22 protein-coding genes are annotated in these 17,821 nt (G+C 68.9%); 16 read left to right on the forward strand and 6 right to left on the reverse strand.

The window, feature by feature from the left end; all coding sequences use genetic code 11:
- The 8 genes from ACX80W_RS07685 to ACX80W_RS07720 all read left to right on the forward strand — a co-directional run bounded on the left by ACX80W_RS07685 (position 1) and on the right by ACX80W_RS07720 (position 6,424).
- Entirely contained in the window at positions 1–192 is a 192-nt protein-coding gene (locus ACX80W_RS07685; RefSeq protein ID WP_459281949.1) for a DUF2273 domain-containing protein, read from the forward strand.
- Complete coding sequence (locus tag ACX80W_RS07690) at positions 189–578, forward strand: hypothetical protein (RefSeq protein WP_459281951.1); 390 nt, start codon at positions 189–191, stop codon at positions 576–578. Before ACX80W_RS07685 ends, ACX80W_RS07690 begins: the two co-directional genes overlap by 4 nt.
- Positions 575–1,171 carry a DUF6286 domain-containing protein gene (locus ACX80W_RS07695; protein ID WP_459281953.1) on the forward strand — a complete coding sequence of 199 codons (597 nt, stop codon included), beginning with the start codon at positions 575–577 and terminating at the stop codon, positions 1,169–1,171. The genes ACX80W_RS07690 and ACX80W_RS07695 overlap by 4 nt, the downstream gene beginning before the upstream one ends.
- Complete coding sequence (locus ACX80W_RS07700) at positions 1,168–1,773, forward strand: hypothetical protein (protein WP_459281955.1); 606 nt, start codon at positions 1,168–1,170, stop codon at positions 1,771–1,773. The genes ACX80W_RS07695 and ACX80W_RS07700 overlap by 4 nt, the downstream gene beginning before the upstream one ends.
- A 213-nt stretch (positions 1,774–1,986) precedes the next feature.
- The gene (locus ACX80W_RS07705) at positions 1,987–3,333 is read left to right on the forward strand and encodes an ABC transporter substrate-binding protein (protein ID WP_459281957.1); all 1,347 of its coding nucleotides are present in this window, start codon (positions 1,987–1,989) and stop codon (positions 3,331–3,333) included.
- A 147-nt stretch (positions 3,334–3,480) separates the two neighbouring features.
- The gene (locus tag ACX80W_RS07710) at positions 3,481–4,446 is read left to right on the forward strand and encodes a carbohydrate ABC transporter permease (RefSeq protein WP_459281959.1); all 966 of its coding nucleotides are present in this window, start codon (positions 3,481–3,483) and stop codon (positions 4,444–4,446) included.
- Positions 4,443–5,408, forward strand: coding sequence for a carbohydrate ABC transporter permease (locus ACX80W_RS07715; RefSeq protein ID WP_459281961.1), 966 nt, complete (start codon positions 4,443–4,445; stop codon positions 5,406–5,408). The genes ACX80W_RS07710 and ACX80W_RS07715 overlap by 4 nt, the downstream gene beginning before the upstream one ends.
- Positions 5,409–5,413: 5 nt before the next feature.
- Complete coding sequence (locus tag ACX80W_RS07720; protein ID WP_459281963.1) at positions 5,414–6,424, forward strand: LacI family DNA-binding transcriptional regulator; 1,011 nt, start codon at positions 5,414–5,416, stop codon at positions 6,422–6,424.
- A gap of 34 nt (positions 6,425–6,458) precedes the next feature.
- On the opposite strand, the gene ACX80W_RS07725 is transcribed toward ACX80W_RS07720, so the two are convergent.
- Genes ACX80W_RS07725 through nadE form a run of 3 tightly spaced genes read right to left on the reverse strand, consistent with a single transcriptional unit; the run spans position 6,459 to position 8,970 of the window.
- A complete protein-coding gene (locus tag ACX80W_RS07725) occupies positions 6,459–7,313 on the reverse strand; it encodes a DUF8083 family protein (RefSeq protein ID WP_459281965.1) in 855 nt (284 codons plus the stop codon).
- Positions 7,310–8,119, reverse strand: a complete 810-nt coding sequence (locus ACX80W_RS07730; protein ID WP_459281967.1) for an exodeoxyribonuclease III — start codon at positions 8,117–8,119, stop codon at positions 7,310–7,312. The genes ACX80W_RS07725 and ACX80W_RS07730 overlap by 4 nt, the downstream gene beginning before the upstream one ends.
- 26 nt (positions 8,120–8,145) lie before the next feature.
- Positions 8,146–8,970 (reverse strand): NAD(+) synthase, encoded by an 825-nt coding sequence (nadE, locus tag ACX80W_RS07735; RefSeq protein ID WP_459281969.1) that lies wholly within the window; start codon positions 8,968–8,970, stop codon positions 8,146–8,148.
- A 199-nt stretch (positions 8,971–9,169) separates the two neighbouring features.
- Between nadE and pyrE the strand changes: the two genes are divergently transcribed.
- Positions 9,170–9,745 carry an orotate phosphoribosyltransferase gene (pyrE, locus tag ACX80W_RS07740; RefSeq protein WP_459281971.1) on the forward strand — a complete coding sequence of 192 codons (576 nt, stop codon included), beginning with the start codon at positions 9,170–9,172 and terminating at the stop codon, positions 9,743–9,745.
- 59 nt (positions 9,746–9,804) lie between these two features.
- Positions 9,805–10,803: a thioesterase domain-containing protein gene (locus ACX80W_RS07745; protein ID WP_459281973.1), complete on the forward strand. Its 999-nt coding sequence runs from the start codon at positions 9,805–9,807 to the stop codon at positions 10,801–10,803.
- Between the two features lie 39 nt (positions 10,804–10,842).
- On the opposite strand, the gene ACX80W_RS07750 is transcribed toward ACX80W_RS07745, so the two are convergent.
- Positions 10,843–11,622, reverse strand: coding sequence for an HAD-IIA family hydrolase (locus ACX80W_RS07750; protein ID WP_459281975.1), 780 nt, complete (start codon positions 11,620–11,622; stop codon positions 10,843–10,845).
- Positions 11,623–11,741: 119 nt separating this feature from the next.
- Between ACX80W_RS07750 and ACX80W_RS07755 the strand changes: the two genes are divergently transcribed.
- From ACX80W_RS07755 to ACX80W_RS07770, 4 genes are all read left to right on the forward strand, one after another.
- Positions 11,742–12,374 carry a TrmH family RNA methyltransferase gene (locus ACX80W_RS07755; RefSeq protein WP_459282245.1) on the forward strand — a complete coding sequence of 211 codons (633 nt, stop codon included), beginning with the start codon at positions 11,742–11,744 and terminating at the stop codon, positions 12,372–12,374.
- A gap of 123 nt (positions 12,375–12,497) precedes the next feature.
- Entirely contained in the window at positions 12,498–13,517 is a 1,020-nt protein-coding gene (fbaA, locus tag ACX80W_RS07760) for a class II fructose-bisphosphate aldolase (protein WP_459281977.1), read from the forward strand.
- A gap of 2 nt (positions 13,518–13,519) precedes the next feature.
- Positions 13,520–13,939, forward strand: a complete 420-nt coding sequence (locus tag ACX80W_RS07765; RefSeq protein WP_459281979.1) for a DUF3151 domain-containing protein — start codon at positions 13,520–13,522, stop codon at positions 13,937–13,939.
- A 205-nt stretch (positions 13,940–14,144) separates the two neighbouring features.
- Positions 14,145–14,294: a helix-turn-helix domain-containing protein gene (locus ACX80W_RS07770; protein WP_459282247.1), complete on the forward strand. Its 150-nt coding sequence runs from the start codon at positions 14,145–14,147 to the stop codon at positions 14,292–14,294.
- 61 nt (positions 14,295–14,355) lie between these two features.
- On the opposite strand, the gene ACX80W_RS07775 is transcribed toward ACX80W_RS07770, so the two are convergent.
- The gene (locus ACX80W_RS07775; RefSeq protein WP_459281981.1) at positions 14,356–14,955 is read right to left on the reverse strand and encodes a hypothetical protein; all 600 of its coding nucleotides are present in this window, start codon (positions 14,953–14,955) and stop codon (positions 14,356–14,358) included.
- A 159-nt stretch (positions 14,956–15,114) separates the two neighbouring features.
- Between ACX80W_RS07775 and ACX80W_RS07780 the strand changes: the two genes are divergently transcribed.
- Entirely contained in the window at positions 15,115–16,404 is a 1,290-nt protein-coding gene (locus ACX80W_RS07780) for an adenylosuccinate synthase (protein WP_459281983.1), read from the forward strand.
- Positions 16,405–16,435: 31 nt separating this feature from the next.
- Here the strand turns inward: ACX80W_RS07780 and ACX80W_RS07785 are convergent, their stop codons facing one another.
- Complete coding sequence (locus ACX80W_RS07785) at positions 16,436–16,930, reverse strand: DUF427 domain-containing protein (RefSeq protein WP_459281985.1); 495 nt, start codon at positions 16,928–16,930, stop codon at positions 16,436–16,438.
- Positions 16,931–17,010: 80 nt separating this feature from the next.
- Here ACX80W_RS07785 and ACX80W_RS07790 point away from each other — a divergent pair, with 80 nt between their 5' ends.
- The gene (locus ACX80W_RS07790) at positions 17,011–17,817 is read left to right on the forward strand and encodes a carbon-nitrogen hydrolase family protein (RefSeq protein ID WP_459281987.1); all 807 of its coding nucleotides are present in this window, start codon (positions 17,011–17,013) and stop codon (positions 17,815–17,817) included.
- Positions 17,818–17,821 lie beyond the last annotated feature (4 nt).

Below are 17,821 nucleotides of genomic sequence, written 5' to 3' on the forward strand. Positions count from 1 at the left end.
ATGACACCAACAGTCACCGGCATGGCGGCGGGCGCGGTCCTTGCCCTGGCCGCCCTCAGTTTCGGATTCTGGGGTTTCCTGCTGACGGCCCTGCTGATGGGGGCCGGGGCGCTGCTGGGCCGCAGTGCCGAGGGCAAGCTCGATTTCCGCAGCGTCCGGGATGCCCTGACCGGGCGCCGATCCTCTTCGTGAGCAGCGCAGCGCTCCGTGCGTCGGGGCCCGCGGCCGCCCCGCAGGTCTCCGGGCACAACCGGATCACCACCCAGGCCCTCGTCAGTACGGCGCAGGCCGCCGCAGCTGAGCACTTCGGGGTTCCCCCCGCCTCGGTCCGTGCCGTGTACACCGACGACGGCGGCCTGCTGGCCCTTGAGCTGTCCCTGCCGGTGCCCATCCCCCCGCTGGCGCGCCTTGCCGCCGAGCCCGCGCGTATCCCGCCACCCGGGGGGTCGGTCCTTGAACGTGCGCGGCAGGCGAAGGCCGGGATCCTGGCGACGGTAACCGCGCTCACCGGCACCCGGCTCAGCCGGGTGGACATCCGGATCATCGGGACGGCCGCCGTGCAGGGGCGGGTCCGATGAACGGGCCCGCAGCCGGCGTGGACGAGGTGACGCAGCACGCCCTCCGCCGGGAACTTCACGCCTCCCGCGCGGTCCCCTCGATCCTCACCGGCACCGTCGTGGCAGCGGTTTCCATCCTGCTGTTCCTTGAGGCAGTCCTGAAGGCGGTCGGCGACCCGCCCTTCCTGATCGACCTCGACCGGCTGGCCGCGTCGCTGGGCCGCCTGCCCGACCTCCTGCCGGCATCCCTCCTGGTTCCGGCCGGACTGCTGGTGTTCGTCGTCGGCCTGATGCTGTTCCTGGCGGCGGTCCTCCCGGGCCGGCGGGCACGGTACGCGGTGCCCAACGGAAGGGCCGCGGTGGTGGTGGACGCCGAGATCCTAGCGGCTACGCTGGCCCGGCGCGCCCGGCTGGCCGCCGGCGTCGGCTCCGAGCAGGTCCTCGTCACCGTGGGCCGCCGCCTCGTCGAGGTCACCGTGCGGCCGACCTCGGGCATCCCGGTGGACGCCGAATCGGTCCGGCTGGCCGTCCAAGAGGACCTCCGCGGCACCGTCGCCGAGCCGTTCCCCGCCGTCCGGGTGGCCGTCGCACCCAGCGGGGTGATCGGCCAGTGAACTCGACACCCCGTGCCTTCAACCGGATCCTGCTCGGATTCTTCGGCCTCGTGCTGATGACCGTCGGGGCCGCGGGGACGGCGGCTGCCCTTTTCCCCGGGGTCGCCCGGCAGTGGCGGGCCGCCGCGGCCGGCACCGCGGCCGGGATCGGTTCGATCCTCGAGCGGGGCGGCGACGACTGGCTGTGGATCCTGCTCGCCCTCGTGTTCCTGCTGCTGGCCGCGCTGATGATCGCCTGGCTGGCGGTGCAGGGCCGGGGGAGGACCGGCAACTTCGTGGAGGTCCGCGGCGGGGAGGAGCCCCCGGAGGCCGCCGGAACCGTGACCATCACCGCGGCGGCCGCCGAGCAGGCGCTCAAGGTGGCCCTGCAGGAGCGGCGCGACCTCGTGAACGCGGCGGTGACGACCTGGCGCTTCCGGGGCACCTCGGCGCTGCGCGTCCGGGTCTACCCCCGGCAGGGCGCCGCACCGGCACGGGTCGCAGAGGAGGTCGCGGTGCTCGTCGAGGCGCTCGACGTCGTCCTGGGCCACCGCGCGCCGGTGCTCATCAGTATCAGCGCCGGTGCCCGGGCGCGCTTCACGCGCGCCGACCGGGTGAGCTGAGCCGATCCGCCCACCGCCGACACCGCCCGGGTGGGGACAGTCACGATTCGGTATCGAAGGGACACGGAACGCTCCCCTGTGTTGTGGGCCACTTACGTAAGCGCTTACTGTCGGGGATATCAATCTGGTGAGGCGGCGGCACGGTTAGAATTCCGGCCCGATGGCGGGCGTGGAACCGACTGATGCGTGCCGCCAGACAAAGGAGTCTCTTTAATGCCAAAATCTCGCTCCAAGAAAGCGCTGGCGCCGCTCGCGGCCCTGAGCGTCCTGACGCTCGCACTCTCCGCCTGCGGATCCGGTGGATCCGGTGAGGCCGGCGGCGGAGACGCCGACTGCTCCCTCTACGAGGCCTACGGAGAGCACGAAGGCACCGAGGTCAGCGTCTACTCAACGATCGTCGACGTCGAAGCCGAGCTGCTCGAAAACTCCTGGGCCGACTTCGCCGAATGCACCGGCATCGAGGTGGCCTACGAAGGTTCGAAGGAATTCGAGACCCAGATCGGCGTCCGCGCCAAGGCCGGAAACCCGCCGGACCTCGCCATCTTCCCCCAGCCGGGCCTGCTCGCCGCACAGGCGGGCAACCTGAAGCCCGCACCGCAGGAGGTCTCCGACCTCGTCGACGAGGGCTGGTCCGAGGACTGGAAGAAGTACGGCACGGTCGACGGAACCTTCTACGCCGCCCCCATGCTCGCGAACATCAAGGGCTACGTCTGGTACGTTCCGGCGACCTTCGAGGAGAAGGGCTGGGAAGTCCCCACGACCTGGGACGAGATGATGGAGCTGACCGAGAAGATCGCCAGCGAAGAAAAGGAAATGAAGCCCTGGTGCGCCGGCTTCGAATCCGGCGAGGCAACCGGCTGGCCGGGAACCGACTGGGTCGAGGACGCGGTGCTCCGCGACCACGGTCCCGAGGTCTACGACCAGTGGGTCGCCCACGAGATCCCGTTCAACGACCCGAAGATCGTCGAGTCCTTCGACAAGGTCGGGGAGATCCTCAAGAACGACGACTACGTCAACGGCGGCTTCGGCGACTCGCGCTCGATCCTGTCGACGGCCTTCGCCGAGGCCGGCCAGCCCGTCCTCGACGGCGCCTGCGCCATGCACCACCAGGCCTCCTTCCAGGCAGCCAACTGGCCCGAAGGCACCGAGGTGGCCGAGGACGGCGACGTCTGGGCCTTCATGACCCCTCCCGTTGACCCCGCCGATGGCACCGCCATCACCGGTGGCGGCGAAATGGTCGGCGCCTACTCGGACAAGCCCGAGGTCGTTGCCCTGCAGTCGTACATGGCAAGCGCCGACTTCGCGAACGCCCGCGTTGAGCAGGGTGGTGCGATCAGCGCCAACAAGGGTCTGGATCCGGAGCTCGCAGGATCGGACCTGGACCGCCAGTCGATCGAACTGCTCCAGAACCCCGAAACGGTCTTCCGCTTCGACGCATCGGACCTGATGCCCGGAGCCGTCGGCGCCAACTCCTTCTGGAGCGGCATCGTGAACTGGATCAACGGCGACGAGACCAAGAAGGTCACGGACTCGGTCGAGAGCAGCTGGCCCAAGTCCTAGCCAGGCACGCCAACGCCGCCGGCTGTTCCCCGCAGGGACGGCCGGCGGCGTTAGTGCCCTCCGGCTTCCGGCACTCCCGCGCTTCCGCGCCCCGCCGGCCGGACAGTTCATCGTTTCATCCACCAGGCGCACCAAGGAGGCTGGGCTGTGGAAGATCTAGCAGAAAAAGGCATACAGGTGGTGGTGGCACTTGCCATCTTCGCCGCCATCATCGGTTTACTCATGCTCGTCGTCGACCGGGCCCCCAAGTCGTCCCGGGAGAAAATCCAGATCGCCGGGTTCCTCGCACCGGCCCTGGTCCTGCTCGGTGTCGGACTCGTCTACCCGGCACTCCAGACGACCTACCTTTCCTTCACCGACGCGGCCGGGAAGTTCACCGGCCTCGATAATTTCGTGTGGATGTTCACCCAGCCCGAGGCCCTGGTCACCCTGCGCAACACCGTGATCTGGGTGGTCCTGGTTCCCCTGCTCGCCTCCTCGATCGGCCTCGCCTACGCGGTCTTCATCGACAAGGCACGCGGGGAGAAGGCGCTCAAGGCGCTGGTGTTCATGCCCATGGCCATCTCCTTCGTGGGCGCCGGCGTCATCTGGCGCTTCGTCTACGCCTACAAGGATGCCGAGCAGGACCAGATCGGCCTGGCCAACCAGATCCTCGTCTGGCTCGGACAGACACCCAAGCAGTTCCTGCTCGACGCCCCCGAGAACACCTTCTTCCTGATCGCCGTGATGATCTGGATCCAGACCGGCTTTGCCATGGTGGTGCTCTCCGCCGCCATCAAGGGCATTCCGACGGAAATCGTGGAGGCCGCCCGGCTCGACGGCGCCAGCGCCTGGCAGCAGTTCCGGAACGTCACCATCCCCACGATCCGCGGCTCACTGATCGTCGTCGTCACCACCATCACCATCGGCACCCTCAAGGTGTTCGACATCGTGCGCACGATGACCGCCGGACAGTACGAAACCTCGGTCGTCGCCAACGAGATGTACACCCAGGCCTTCCGCGCCGGCGAGCCCGGCCGCGGTGCGGCGCTCGCGCTGGTCCTGTTCCTGATGGTCCTGCCCGTCGTCGTCTACAACGCGCGGTTGCTCCGCCAGCAGAAGGAGATCCGATGAGCGCCATCCCGGCCGAGAACACCAACAAGGTCTTCCCGGAGCTTCAGGACATCGAGACGGCGGACCGTCCGCCGATCCAGCGGCGGGTCCGGCAGAAGCTGACCTCCCGCGGCGCCACGGCGGCCGCCGTGGTCATCGCCGTTCTCTGGACCATTCCAACCTTCGGCCTGTTCGTCTCCTCCTTCCGTCCCGAGGACAACATCAAGGGCAACGGCTGGTGGAACGTCTTCACCGACTGGCAGTTCACCCTGGCCAACTACCAGGATGTCCTCGCCCCGGGCGGGAGCCAGTCGCCGAACCTGGGTTCCTACTTCGTGAACTCCCTCGCCATCGTCATCCCGGGCACGATCTTCACCCTGGTCATCGGCGCCATGGCGGCGTACATGTTCGCCTGGGGCCGCTTCCGCGGCAAGGACGGGCTGTTCATCTTCGTCTTCGCCCTGCAGATCGTGCCGCTGCAGATGGCCCTGATCCCGCTGCTGCAGCTGTTCACCCAGGTCCTGAAGATCGGGGACCTGCAGCTGTTTCCCAGCGACACGTACGCCCAGCTCTGGGTGGCCCACACGATCTTCGGGCTGCCCCTGGCGATCTTCCTGCTCCACAACTTCATCGCGGAGATCCCCGGTGAGGTCATCGAGGCGGCACGGGTGGACGGCGCCGGGCACAGCACCATCTTCTGGCGCATCATCATTCCCCTTGCCACTCCCGCCCTTGCCTCGTTCGGCATCTTCCAGTTCCTGTGGTTGTGGAACGACCTGCTGGTGGCGCTGGTGTTCTCCGGAGGCGGGGCCGACGTCGCCCCGATCACCCAGCGGCTCGCGGAGCTGCAGGGCTCACGTGGCGGCGAATGGCAGCGCCTCACTGCCGGTGCGTTCGTCTCGATCCTGGTGCCGCTGGCGGTCTTCTTCGGGCTGCAGAGGTACTTCGTCCGCGGACTGCTGGCAGGCGGCCTCAAGGGCTGATTCCCGTGACGAGCATCGAAGATGTCGCGAAGTCGCTGGGAGTCTCGACCGCAACGGTCTCCCGCGCGCTGCGGGGGCTGCCCGGGGTCTCGCCGGATACCCGCTCCCGGGTGCAGCGGGAGGCCGAGCACCTCGGGTACGTCCCCTCGTCGGCAGCGGCTGGGCTTGCCTCGGGGCGCACCATGGCCCTGGGGGTGCTCCTGCCGCAGATCGAGCGGTGGTATTTCTCGGCCGTCCTTGAAGGGGTCGACCGGCGGCTGCGCTCGGCGGGCTATGACCTTGTGTTGTTCAGCCTCGGCGGCTCAGGCGTCAACCGCGAGCGGGTGTTCCACCGCTCGATCCTGCGCAAACGCATCGACGGGCTGCTGGTGCTCTGCCTCGAGCTGACCGATTCCGAACGCTCCTCCCTCCTCGAGCTCGAGTCGCCCACAATCGTGGTCGGTGGAGCCGTCGAGGGGGTGCGCCACGTGGGGATCGACGACGACGCCGCCGCCCGCGACGCCGTCGAGCACCTCATCGGGCTGGGGCACACCCGCATCGGCCACCTGCGCGGCGGCGGGTCCTTCGGCATCGACTTCCACGTACCCCGGATCCGGGAGACGGCCTACCGGCGCACCATGGCCGGGCATGGGCTCGAGATCCGGCCGGAATGGGAGGTCTTCGGCGACTTCCGCTTCAAGGAAGGCAGGGAGGGTGCCCTGCAGATGCTCGCCGACCCCGCCCACCGGCCGACGGCGGTCTTCTGCTCCTCGGACGAAATGGCGTTCGGGGTGCTGCGGGCGGCCGGGGAGCTGGGCATCGACGTTCCGGGCGAGCTGTCGGTCATCGGGATCGACGACCACGAATTCGCCGAGCCGATGGGCCTGACCACGATGCGGCAGAAACCGGAGGAGCAGGGGGCCTTCGCGGCGGGCATCCTGCTGGGGGAGCTCCAGGGCCTGCCCCCCGCCGAGGTGATTCCGGTCCAGCCGCACGAGCTGATCCTGCGCGGCTCGACCGGACCGGCCCCGCGCTGAGGGCGGGCAGCCCGCCCGGCACACCGTGCCGGCCTCAGGAGGCGCGCGCGAGCTGCCGGATCGGAATCCAGCGGGAGGCCAGCCGGCGGTAGGAGGCGGCGGCTCCGGTCATGTCGGCCTCGGCGAGGCTCTCGATCCCCGTCCGCACATCGAACGGCGACTCGTCGGGGAAGACCCGGTCGGCGACCGCACCGTAGTCGATCTCCACGACGGCGTCGCGGCGGAACAACTCCAGCCACTGGGTGATGTCGGTGAGCTCCTCGAGCAGGTCGAGTTCCGGGGCGCCGATCGCGAGCTGGGCGATGGCGTGCCGGGCCCGGTCGATGCACTCGTGCACGCGGGCGGCGATGCGGACAGTGCTCACCCTGCCGTTGTCCTCGATGACCTCGGTCATGTCGTCCTCGTGGATCAGCACGAACCAGGAAAAGGGCACGCCCCAGGTCGCCGAGCGGGTGTGGAGCTTCGCCACCGAATCGGCGAACGTGTCAGGGTCGAGCCGGGCCTGTTGGGCCTCGCGGGCCGCCTCGGGCACCAGGACGTCGACGAGCGGGCCCCTCAGCGTCGCATCGAGGGACTCGGCGGCCAGGGTGGTGCGCACGGAGAGCTGGTTCGGGCAGTAGTAGGGGGTGGTGCTGCCGCTGTTGCCCGGAAAGTGGAGCACCCGCACCAGATCGGGTTCGCGGTGCGGGAAGGGGTCGGAGACCGTGCGGGTCACCCGGCGCAGGGACTGGAGGTGGTCGAGCTGCTCCGTGATACGGCGCCCCCGCGACCGCTGTTCGAGGATGGCCAGCTGCTGGGCGTCGTCGAAGGCGTCAAGGGGCTCGTAGACGCGCAGGAACGAGACGTAGGGAAACGGCGGGGCGATGCCGGTGGGGCGGCGGCTGGTCACTGGCCGTCGAGCTCCACGATCACGGGCGCGTGGTCCGAGGCGCCCTTGCCCTTGCGTTCCTCCCGGTCGATCGAGGCGTTGGCCACGCGCGCCGCGAGGACCGGGGAGCCCAGGACGAAGTCGATCCGCATCCCCTCCTTCTTCGGGAAGCGGAGCTGCGTGTAGTCCCAGTACGTGTAGACGCCCGGCCCGGGGGTGAACGGGCGCGCCACGTCGGCGTAGCCGGCGTCGAGGAACCCCTGGAACGCGCTGCGTTCGGGCGGGCTGACGTGGGTGAGGCCGCCGTTGACGAAGAGGTCGATGTCCCACACGTCTTCGTCCTGCGGGGCGATGTTCCAGTCGCCCATGAGGGCGATCTGGGCGCCGGGGTCGGCGGTGACCCAGTCCTGCGCGTGCCGGCGGAGCACTTCGAGCCACTGAAGCTTGTAGGGCATGTGCGGGTCGTCGAGGGCGCGGCCGTTGGGCACGTAGAGGCTCCACACGCGCACGCCGTTGCAGGTCGCGCCGATGGCGCGCGCCTCCTGGACCGGTTCAATCCCCGGTTTGGCGAAGCCCGGCTGGTCGGGGAAGGTGCGTTCGACGTCGTCGAGCCCTACCCGCGACGCGATGGCCACCCCGTTCCACTGGCTCAGGCCGAAGTGCGCGACCTCGTACCCGGCGTTCTCGAACATTTCCCACGGGAAGTTCTCGTCCTTGCACTTGGTCTCCTGGATCGCCAGGACGTCGACGTCGGAGCGGTTCAGCCAGGCCTCGACGCGGTCGGCACGGGCACGGAGGGAATTGACGTTCCAGGTGGCGATCTTCACGGGCACTAGGTTACCAACGGCGGGCTTCAGCCCCGCCACCAGGAATCGAAAACCGTGACAGGGACGGTGCGTTTGTGGCGTGTGATCCAGTAACGGTGTTCAATCGCCGCCGCGGCCTCCTCGTCGACCGGGCGCCCCTCCAAATAGTCGTCGATCTGGTCGTACGTCAGGCCCAGTTCCTTCTCGTCCGCCTGGCCGGGCGCGTCGTCGAGCAGGTCCGCCGTCGGCACCTTGTTGTACAGCGCCTCGGGAGCTCCGAGTTCCTCCAACAGCGCCCGGTTCTGGCGCTTGTTGAGCCCGAACAGCGGCAGGATGTCGGCGCCGCCGTCGCCGTACTTGGTGAAAAAGCCGGTGACGGACTCGGCGCCGTGGTCGGTGCCCAGCACCAGGAGGTTGTGCTGGCCGGCAAGGGCGTACTGGGCCACCATGCGGGCCCGCGCCTTGATGTTGCCCTTGTTGAAGTCCGAGATCTTCTCTCCGGTGGTCTTCACGTACTCGTCCTGGAACCCGTCGACGGCGGGTGCGACGTTGTACTCGCGCGTGCTGCGCGGGGCGATGAACGCCAGGGCGGCGCGGGCGTCCTCCTCGTCCTTCTGGGCGTTGTAGGGCAGGCGGACGGCGACGAAGTCGGCGTCGGTGCCCTCGGCGCGCAGCTCATCGACGGCGAGCTGCGCGAGTTTTCCGGCAAGGGTCGAATCGAGCCCGCCGCTGATGCCCAGAACGAATCCGTTCGTCCGGCTCGCCCGGAGGTAGTCCTTGAGGAAGCCAACCCGGCTCCGGATCTCCCCCGCGGGGTCGATGGTGGGCCGCACGCCCAGTTCCTCGATGATTTTCGCCTGGAGTTCGCGCATGTGCTCAGGCTACTACGGGCAGGTTTCGCGGGCGTTACGCTTCAACACCCGATAGGCGGACAGGCACGCGGTCCCCCTGTCGGGCTTCTCCCGATCCAGTGCCCGACCGGGGCGGTGGCTTCCTCCTCCCGGGTGGGACTGGCCCGGCCGCGGAATCCCCAGGGCCCGAGTGGCTGCGGGGACTCGATAGACTCGGATTATGACCGCCGACACCTCCGCAACCGCCGCCGACCGCGCCCGGCTCCTCGAACTCATCAAGGAACTCGCCGTGGTGCACGACAAAGTGACGCTCTCCAGCGGGGTGGAGGCCGACTACTACATCGACCTGCGCCGGATCACGCTCCACCACGAGGCCTCCCAGCTCGTCGGACGCGTCATGCTCGACCTCCTCGACGGGGCGGGCATCGAGTTCCAGAGCGCAGGCGGCCTGACCATGGGCGCGGACCCGGTGGGCACCGCGGTCATGCACGCCGCGGCCCGCGCGGGCCGCCCCGTCGACGCCTTCGTCGTCCGCAAGGCCTCCAAGACCCACGGCATGGGCCGGCAGGTCGAGGGCCCCGACGTCGCGGGCCGGCCCGTGGTCGTCCTTGAGGACACCTCCACCACCGGCGGGTCGGCGCTGACCGCCGTCGAGGGCGTCCGGAAGGCGGGCGGAGACGTGCGCGCCGTCGCCGTCATCGTGGACCGCAACACCGGGTCGCGGGAGCGGATCGAAGCCGAAGCGGGGGTGCCCTACCTCTACGCGTTCGGGAAGGAAGAACTCGGCCTCGGCTGAAGTGCCGGCGGGCGTGCGTACGGAAGACACCAGCGGAGACGGGAGGGAATCGGTCCACGATGGATGATGCCCGCCGCCTGCTGGGGGACGCGAGCGAGGTCGGTGCCTTTTCCCGCAGGGCCTTCCTGACCGGTTCCTCGCTCGGCCTGGCGCTCACCGCCGACCTCGTGCTGACCCGCAGGATCCAGAAGGAGCGCGAGACGCTGCGCCTGCTCCCGGTGCCCGACGACGGCGCGCGGGCGGCCTTCCCGCACGCCCGCTGGGTGCTCTTCCCCGGCTACAAGACGAGCTGGGAGGAGGCCCTGTGGATCCTCAACTCGCTGCGGCCCGCCCTCTCCCGGCGGGCGCAGATGGCCACGGTGGGGTACTCCAACCGCGGACTGGACGTCAGCAACATCGTGGCGGAGCTGAATCGGTACGTGCGGAACTTCCAGCTTGAGAAGCTCTACTTCTACGGACACAGCTTCGGGGGGATGGTCGCGGTCGAGGTCGCCGCGCGGCTCGCCGCCCGCGGCATTCCCGTCGAGCTGATCGTGCTGGACTCCAGCCCCCACACCAAGTTCGACGTGCTCGAACAGGAGATGTTCGAGGGCGTCGTCTTCCTCTACGAGGCCGGGTACCGCATCCCGACGGTGGTGCGCGGCGGGTATGAACTCGGAGAACGCATCGCGCACAAGAACGAACGCACCTGGCGCAGAATCATCGACCAGACCTTCGAACAGCTCTCGCCGCTGGCGCCGAGCAGCACCCTGATCCAGTCGCAGGCGTCCTACATCTACCACTTCGACCCGACGCGCTTCCGGAGGTCGCTGGGCGACACCAAGCTGGCGTTCCTTGGGAATCCGGGAGACACCGTCGTCAACTACAGCACCGCGCGGGCGGGCTGGGCCGAAATCTTCCCGGCCAACCTCCTGATGAGCGACCTCGTGACCGAGGGCGCCCGCCCGGCGCACGCGAGCCCGCAGTGGAACCCGCTGACCTACCAGCCGCTGCTGCAGTCGATCCAGGAGCAGCTCATTCCGCTGCCGCGCGGCGGCGGCCGCGCCACTGTCACTTGAACGGCGGCCGCGCTCCGGTGACCTGACAGGCGGCCGCGCCTAGAACGAGTCGATCAGGTCCGCGACGGAGTCGACCACCTGGTCCGGCCGGAACGGATAGGCGTCGATGTCCGCGCGCTGGGTGATGCCGCTGAGCACGAGCACCGTGTGCAGGCCCGCCTCCATGCCGGCGATGATGTCGGTGTCCATGCGGTCACCGATCATCGCGGTGGTCTCCGAGTGGGCCTCGATCTGGTTCATCGCGGAGCGGAACATCATCGGGTTGGGCTTGCCCACGATGTATGGGTCCCGGTTGGTCGCCGCCGTGATCAGCGCCGCGATCGCCCCGGTGGCGGGCAGCACCCCCTCCTTGGACGGCCCGGTGACGTCGGGGTTGGTGGCGATGAACCGTGCCCCCTCCAGGATCAGCCGGATGGCCATGGTGATGGCCTCGAACGAGTAGGTGCGGGTCTCTCCAAGGACCACATAGTCGGGATTCGTGTCGGTGAGCACGAAACCGGCCTCGTGGAGGGCCGTCGTCAGGCCGGCCTCGCCGATCACATAGGCGCGGGCGCCGGGCAGCTGTCCCTTGAGGAATTCGGCGGTGGCCATCGCCGAGGTCCAGAGGTTCTCCTCCGGGATCTCAAGGCCCGAGGCCGCCAGCCGCGCCGCCAGGTCGCGCGGGGTGTAGATCGAGTTGTTCGTCAGAACCAGGAACCGCTTGGAGGTGGCCACCCAGCGCTCGATCAGCTCGGCGGCCCCCGGGATCGGGTGGTTCTCATGAACCAGGACGCCGTCCATGTCCGTCAGCCAGCATTCAATGTAGTCGTTGTTGCGCATCTGCTTCCTTCGCTGGGCGGGTGGGGAATCCGATCAGTCTTTCACCTTAGGCTTGAGAGGTGAAAAATGAAGGCTCGCACGAAACAGGCGCCACGCCGGCGCCCGGGCAGGACCAGCCGCTGGTGCCGGCGCCGGACGCCGCCCCGCCGGTGGGCGTGGGGCCGTGGGAGGGGGAGCTGCCGACGGGTCCGCAGTGGGATCAGGAGCTGCTTCGGGCGGGGGATACCCGCAACGTGGTCGACGCCTACCGGTACTGGAGCCACGAGGCGATCGTGGCCGACCTCGACACGCGCCGGCACCCGTTCCACGTCGCCATCGAAAACTGGCAGCACGACCTGAACATCGGCTCGGTGGTGCGCACCGCGAATGCCTTCCTGGCCGCCGAGGTCCACATCATCGGCCGGCGCCGTTGGAACCGCCGCGGCGCCATGGTCACTGACCGCTACCAGCACGTCCGCCACCACCCCACCGTGGCGGACTTCGTCGAGTGGTCGGCCGCCGAGGGCCTCGCCGTCATCGGCATCGACAACTTCCCCGACTCCGTGCCGCTGGAGACCTACGACCTGCCGGAGCGCTGCGTCCTCGTCTTCGGGCAGGAGGGGCCGGGACTGACCCCGGAGGTCCACGCCGCCGCCGAAGCGACGCTCTCCATCGCCCAGTTCGGCTCAACGAGGTCGATCAACGCGTCGGCGGCCGCGGCCATCGCCATGCACGGCTGGATCCGCCGGCACGTCTACGGCCAGCGGGTCTGAGCGCAGGCCGCAGACCGCTCCCGGATTGGCCCTGCGGGGGCACCGGTGGATGGCTAGGATGGGAACGATCGCACGGGGTGCTTCCTGCCCGGCGTCCACGAACCCAGCTACGAGGAGTCGACCATGCCCATCGCCACACCCGAAATCTACGCCGAGATGATCGACCGCGCGAAGGCCGGCGGCTTCGCGTACCCGGCCGTGAACGTCACGTCGTCGCAGACCCTCAACGCCGCCATGCGCGGCTTCGCCGATGCGGGCTCCGATGGGATCGTTCAGGTTTCGACGGGCGGAGCGGCCTACTGGTCCGGGGCCAGCGTGAAGGACATGGTCGCGGGGGCGAGGGGCTTCGCGGCCTTCGCCCACGAGGTGGCCAAAAAGTACGACGTCAACATCGCCCTGCACACCGACCACTGCCCCAAGGACAAGCTCGACGACTTCGTCCTTCCGCTCCTGGCGGCCTCCGAGGAGGCCGTGAAGGGCGGGGGCAACCCGCTGTTCCAGTCCCACATGTGGGACGGCTCGGCCGAAACCCTTGAGGAGAACCTCCGCATCGCCCGTGAGCTGCTGCCCCGCGCTGCCGCCGCGAAGATCATCCTCGAAGTGGAGATCGGCACCGTGGGCGGCGAGGAGGACGGCGTGGAGAACGCCATCAACGACAAGCTCTACACGACCGTCGAGGACGCCCTCGCCACCGTGGAGGCGCTCGGCTCCGGTGAGAACGGCCGCTACATCACCGCGCTTACCTTCGGCAACGTCCACGGCGTCTACAAGCCGGGCGGGGTCAAGCTGCGCCCGGAGATCCTCAAGGACATCCAGCAGCAGGTGGGGTCGAAGCTCGGCAAGGACAAGCCGTTCGACCTCGTCTTCCACGGCGGCTCCGGCTCAAGCGAGCAGGAGATCGCCGACGCCGTGTCCTACGGCGTCATCAAGATGAACATCGACACCGACACCCAGTACGCCTTCACCCGCTCCGTGGCGGACCACATGCTGCGCAACTATGACGGCGTGCTGAAGGTCGACGGCGAAGTGGGCAACAAGAAGGTGTACGACCCGCGCGTCTGGGGCGCCTCCGCCGAAGCGGCCCTCGCCGCCCGCGTTGTCGAAGCGGCGAAGTCCCTCGGCTCCGCCGGAAAGAAGCTCTGACGATGTCCGACGAGTTCCGCAGGAACCTGCTCGGACCCGAGCCGACTCTGCTGCCCGGGGAGCCCGAGGTGGAGGATCGCCTGGAGGCCGGCGACGAGGCGGTGGACCTGGCCGCAAAATACCCGACGTCCTCGCTGGTGTGGGCCATCCTCGCCGACGAGGCGTACGCGCAGGGCCGCACCATCGAGTCCTACGCCTATGCGCGCACGGGCTATCACCGCGGCCTCGACGCGCTCCGCCGCAACGGCTGGCGCGGCGCGGGCCCGGTGCCGTACTCGCATGCGCCGAACCGCGGCTTCCTGCGGTCCCTCTACGCCCTGGGCCGGGCCGCCGCGTCGATCGGTGAGATCGAGGAGGCGGAGCGGATCGCCGCTTTCCTGCGGGAATCCGACCCGGAGGCGAGCGCGCAGCTCGGCTCCTGATCCGCCCCGCGGGCACCCGCTCCGGGGGACTACTCGAATCCTTCGCGGGATAAACGAGTAGCTCGATCCCTTGTGAGCCTTCACCCTGAACCAACACAGTTAAGGGAGTCGCCAAAGTGGCGGCTGGGTTTGCGGGAGCGGGTGTGCCGTGGTGGACAACAAGACAATTCCAACTCACCTTTTCACTGTCTCGGAGGTGGCCGCCATGATGCGGGTCTCCAAGATGACTGTGTACCGGCTGGTACAGTCCGGGGCGATTCACGGGATCCGGTTCGGGCGTTCCTACCGGGTGCCCGAGGACGCGGTGCAGCAGTATCTCGACTCGATGAATCCGGAGCGGCGCTCCGTCGGATAACGACCCCTCGGGCGGCGGGGCGGCGGAAGCATCCGCCCCCCCGGCTCGGTTGGGCGCGGGTTCAGCGGGGGCGCGAGATGGTCGTCACGACGCTGACGATCTGGGGTGCCGCGGGGGCCGAACTGAAGCCGAACCGGACCGCCGGGCGCAGCGGCGCGAGCGGGCCCAGGCCGGTGCCGTTGAGGGTGGCGGTGGCGGCCGTGACGCTGCGGGCGGAATGCACGCCGTAGTACTCGCGGCGGCCGTTGCCCGCCGAGCCCGCGGTGCGCACCCCCGGCACCAGGGCCGCGGCCAGGGGTGAAATGACGGTAAGCCACCGGGGACTCGTGGCGACCGCGCGGGGGACGAGGGCGAGCGCCCGTCCCAGCACGGTGCGCCCACCGAGGGTGGCGGTGACCTGCAGTCCGCCGGCCCGCACCATGAGGTGGGTGGCGGACAGGCTTGAGCGGACCGGGGCCACCTCGACCTCGTCGAAGGAGTAGGTCGCCCCGACATAGGAGGCGATGTCCTCCGATGGGGCGATCAGGGTGCGGACTCCTGCGGCGTCCTCCATCATGACGTCGGTGAACGCGCCGAAGGGCGAACGGTCCCACCGGCCGACCACCAGGCGGGTCCCCGATGCGGTTCCGATGCCGGCAATGTGTCCTTCGAAGCGGTCCATGCGTCCATTGTGCAGCGCCTTCGCCGCGCGCTCGGCTAAACTTGGGACGTAAGAGCCCCTGATGCGGCCGGCAACGGCGGCATGGCCGGGGGCATTCTCATGACGGCAGCGGCTGCCCATCGACCGGCACGCCGCGCCGCCACAATGGGGGAGGATCCCATGCCTGCAATTGTGATTGTCGGAGCCCAGTGGGGCGATGAAGGAAAAGGCAAGGCCACCGACCTGCTCGGCAGCCGCGTCGACTACGTGGTCAAGCCCAACGGCGGCAACAACGCCGGCCACACGGTGGTCGTCGGCGGCGAGAAGTACGAGCTGAAGCTCCTTCCCGCCGGCATCCTCAGCCCCAACGCCATCCCCATTATCGGCAACGGCTGCGTGATCAACCTTGAGGCGCTGTTCGATGAGATCGACGGACTCGAGGCACGCGGCGCCGACACCTCCAAGCTGCGGATCTCGGCCAACGCACACCTTGTGGCGCCGTACCACCAGGTGCTCGACAAGGTGACCGAGCGTTTCCTCGGCAAGCGTGCCATCGGCACCACGGGCCGCGGCATCGGCCCGGCCTACATGGACAAGGTCGCCCGGTTGGGACTGCGCGTCCAGGACGTCTTCGATGAGTCGATCCTGCGCCAGAAGGTCGAAGGATCCCTCAAGCAGAAGAACGAACTGCTCGTGAAGGTGTACAACCGCCGGAGCGTGGAGGTGGACGAGATTGTCTCGTACTTCCTGTCCTATGCCGAGCGGCTGCGCCCCCTGGTCATCGATTCGACCTTCGTGCTCAACGAGGCGCTCGACGAGGGCAAGGTGGTCCTCATGGAGGGCGGCCAGGCCACCTTCCTCGACGTCGACCACGGCACCTACCCGTTCGTCACCTCCTCGAACCCCACCGCCGGCGGCGCATCGGTCGGATCGGGCATTGGACCGACCCGCATCACCCGGGCCGTGGGCATCATCAAGGCCTATACGACGCGTGTGGGCGCCGGCCCGTTCCCCACCGAGCTCTTCGACGACATGGGTCTGTACCTCCAGAAGACCGGCGGGGAGTTCGGCGTGAACACCGGGCGTCCGCGCCGCACCGGCTGGTACGACGCCGTGCTGGCCCGCCACGCGGCGCGCGTCAACGGCTTCACCGACTACTTTGTGACGAAACTTGACGTGCTCACCGGCATCGAGCGCATCCCCGTCTGCGTCGCCTACGACGTCGACGGAGTACGGCACAACGAGATGCCCATGACCCAGACCGAGTTCCACCACGCGAAGCCGATCTTCGAATACTTCGAGGGGTGGACGGAGGACATCACCGGTGCGCGCAGCATCGAGGACCTGCCGGACAACGCGCAGGTCTACGTGCGGGCGCTCGAGAAGATGTCGGGGACCCGGTTCTCGGCCATCGGCGTCGGCCCGGACCGCGACCAGACCATCGTGGTCAACGACCTCATCACCGGCTGACAAAGCGCCCCGGGCCTGCGGGCCCGGGGCGCTACCAGCCCTGGGTTCCCGGCCCGCCCTTGAACGGCCCGACGATCCGCGCGGTGACCCAGCCGCCGTAGAAGTCGCCGGCCTGCGCGGTGACCCGCTCACCGGCAACGGTGCACAGATCCATCGCCCCCGGGTACACGGCGACGCGGCCGGCGAGTTCCTCGTAGCCGGCCGAGGGAGAGGGATAGGTCCAGGCCGCCCGCGCCGCGCGCCTCCCGCCGCCGACGACGTCGAAGTAGCCCGCGGTGCCCTTGAACTCGCAGAAGGAACTTCCCTCCGCGGCCTGCAGCACCCCGGGCGCGAAGTCCGCGGCCGGCAGGTAGTACACCGGCGGATGGCTCGTCTCGAGCACCCGCAGGGCCGAGGAGGTCCGCAGGATCTCCCCGCCGCCGAACCGCACGACGATCTCCTCGGTGGTCGCCTCCACCCGTGGTGGCCTCGGATAGTCCCAGACGGACTCCTGGCCGGGACCGGGGACCGCGCGTCGAATGCTCATGGCCCAACGCTAGCCTTTAGCAACCCGCCGCGCAGTCTGTAGGCTGGTGCGCAGGGGACAGCGACGCGGAGGCGGGGAATATGAAAGTCAGCGTAGGACAGTTCCGGCCGGGCGGGGACGTGCAGGCAAACCTCAAGGTGATGCGGAAGCTGGCCCGGAAGGCAAAGTCCGACGGCGCGGAGCTCATCGTGTTCCCGGAAGAGTCGATGTTCACCGTTGGCAAGGTCACCGGCCCGCTGCACGCCGCCGTCGACGGCAGCTGGAGCACCTTCGTGCAGCAGCTCTCCTTCCTCGCCGCCGAACTGGACCTTGCGATCGTCGCCGGTGGTTACGAGTCGAGCGGGGAGGAACGCCCCTACAACACCCTCGTGCTGATCGACCGGACGGGCCGGATCGCCGACACCTACCGGAAGCTGCACCTCTACGATGCGTTCAGCTACCAGGAATCAAAACGGATCAAGCCCGGCGACGGCGGCCTCACCGTCGTGCCGCTCGGCGAGATGTCCGTGGGGCTGATGACCTGCTACGACGTCCGCTTCCCGGAGCAGGCCCGGGCGCTCGCCGACGCCGGCGCCGACCTGATCTGCGTGCCCGCTGCCTGGTTCCAGGGCGAGCACAAGATCGAGCACTGGGAGACCCTGCTCAAGGCCCGCGCCATCGAGAACACCGTCTGGATCGCCGCCGCCGGCACCTCGAGCGACCACACCATCGGCCACTCGGCCATCCTCGACCCGATGGGCGTCGCGCACGCCTTCCTCGAACACGAGTCCGAGGCCGTCGTGACGACGGAGGTCACCCGGCACCGGGTCGACGACGTCCGCGAGTTCCTGCCCGTGCTGCGGAACCGCCGCTTCGGGCCCAACGAGGCGATCGTCGACGCCCACTAGGCCC

Source organism: Arthrobacter melezitosi, from assembly GCF_054511055.1.